This is a genomic window from Serratia inhibens, from assembly GCF_003591175.1.
GTDB classification, from domain to species: domain Bacteria; phylum Pseudomonadota; class Gammaproteobacteria; order Enterobacterales; family Enterobacteriaceae; genus Serratia; species Serratia inhibens.
In genome coordinates this window covers 1-594 of the sequence record NZ_QYYG01000026.1, presented here as the reverse complement: position 1 = coordinate 594, position 594 = coordinate 1, and the positions used below count along the sequence as shown (strand labels likewise).

The 594-nt window shown below is 48.1% G+C and carries 2 tRNA genes and 1 rRNA gene; all 3 read right to left on the bottom strand.

Annotated features, from left to right (window positions below):
* Positions 1–181: 181 nt before the first annotated feature.
* A tRNA-Ala gene (locus D4100_RS25495) sits at positions 182–257 on the bottom strand.
* A gap of 107 nt (positions 258–364) precedes the next feature.
* Positions 365–441: transfer RNA gene (locus tag D4100_RS25490), tRNA-Ile, on the bottom strand.
* A gap of 76 nt (positions 442–517) precedes the next feature.
* Positions 518–594: ribosomal RNA gene (locus tag D4100_RS25485) — 16S ribosomal RNA — on the bottom strand; the annotation flags it as partial.

The window sequence follows — 594 nt, the reverse complement described above, 5'->3', positions numbered from 1 at the left end:
TCACTTCGCATTGCTACATTTGAGAGACTCTATGACAGGTTAATCCTTATCCCAGTACTTCTACGGAGGGATAAGTTTCAGCTGTCATGTTTCAATTTTCAGCTTGTTCCAGATTGTTAAAGAGCAAAATACTTCGCAGCATACTGTTGCCAGTACACTCTGAAGTATTGTCAGGACTATATGGTGGAGCTAAGCGGGATCGAACCGCTGACCTCCTGCGTGCAAGGCAGGCGCTCTCCCAGCTGAGCTATAGCCCCATACAGTCACTTGCAGATACCTTTGTTACCTTATTCGATTCCAAACAAGACGCGGCGCCACGCGGCCAAACAGCCATGCGGTGAAGCAACGCAGTATGGGAAAGAATTGGTAGGCCTGAGTGGACTTGAACCACCGACCTCACCCTTATCAGGGGTGCGCTCTAACCACCTGAGCTACAAGCCTATTAAAGGTATTTCTGCTCGTTACTTTTTCATCAGACAATCTGTGTGAGCACGCCACTCGAATCAATATCATTAGGTAAGGAGGTGATCCAACCGCAGGTTCCCCTACGGTTACCTTGTTACGACTTCACCCCAGTCATGAATCACAAAGTGG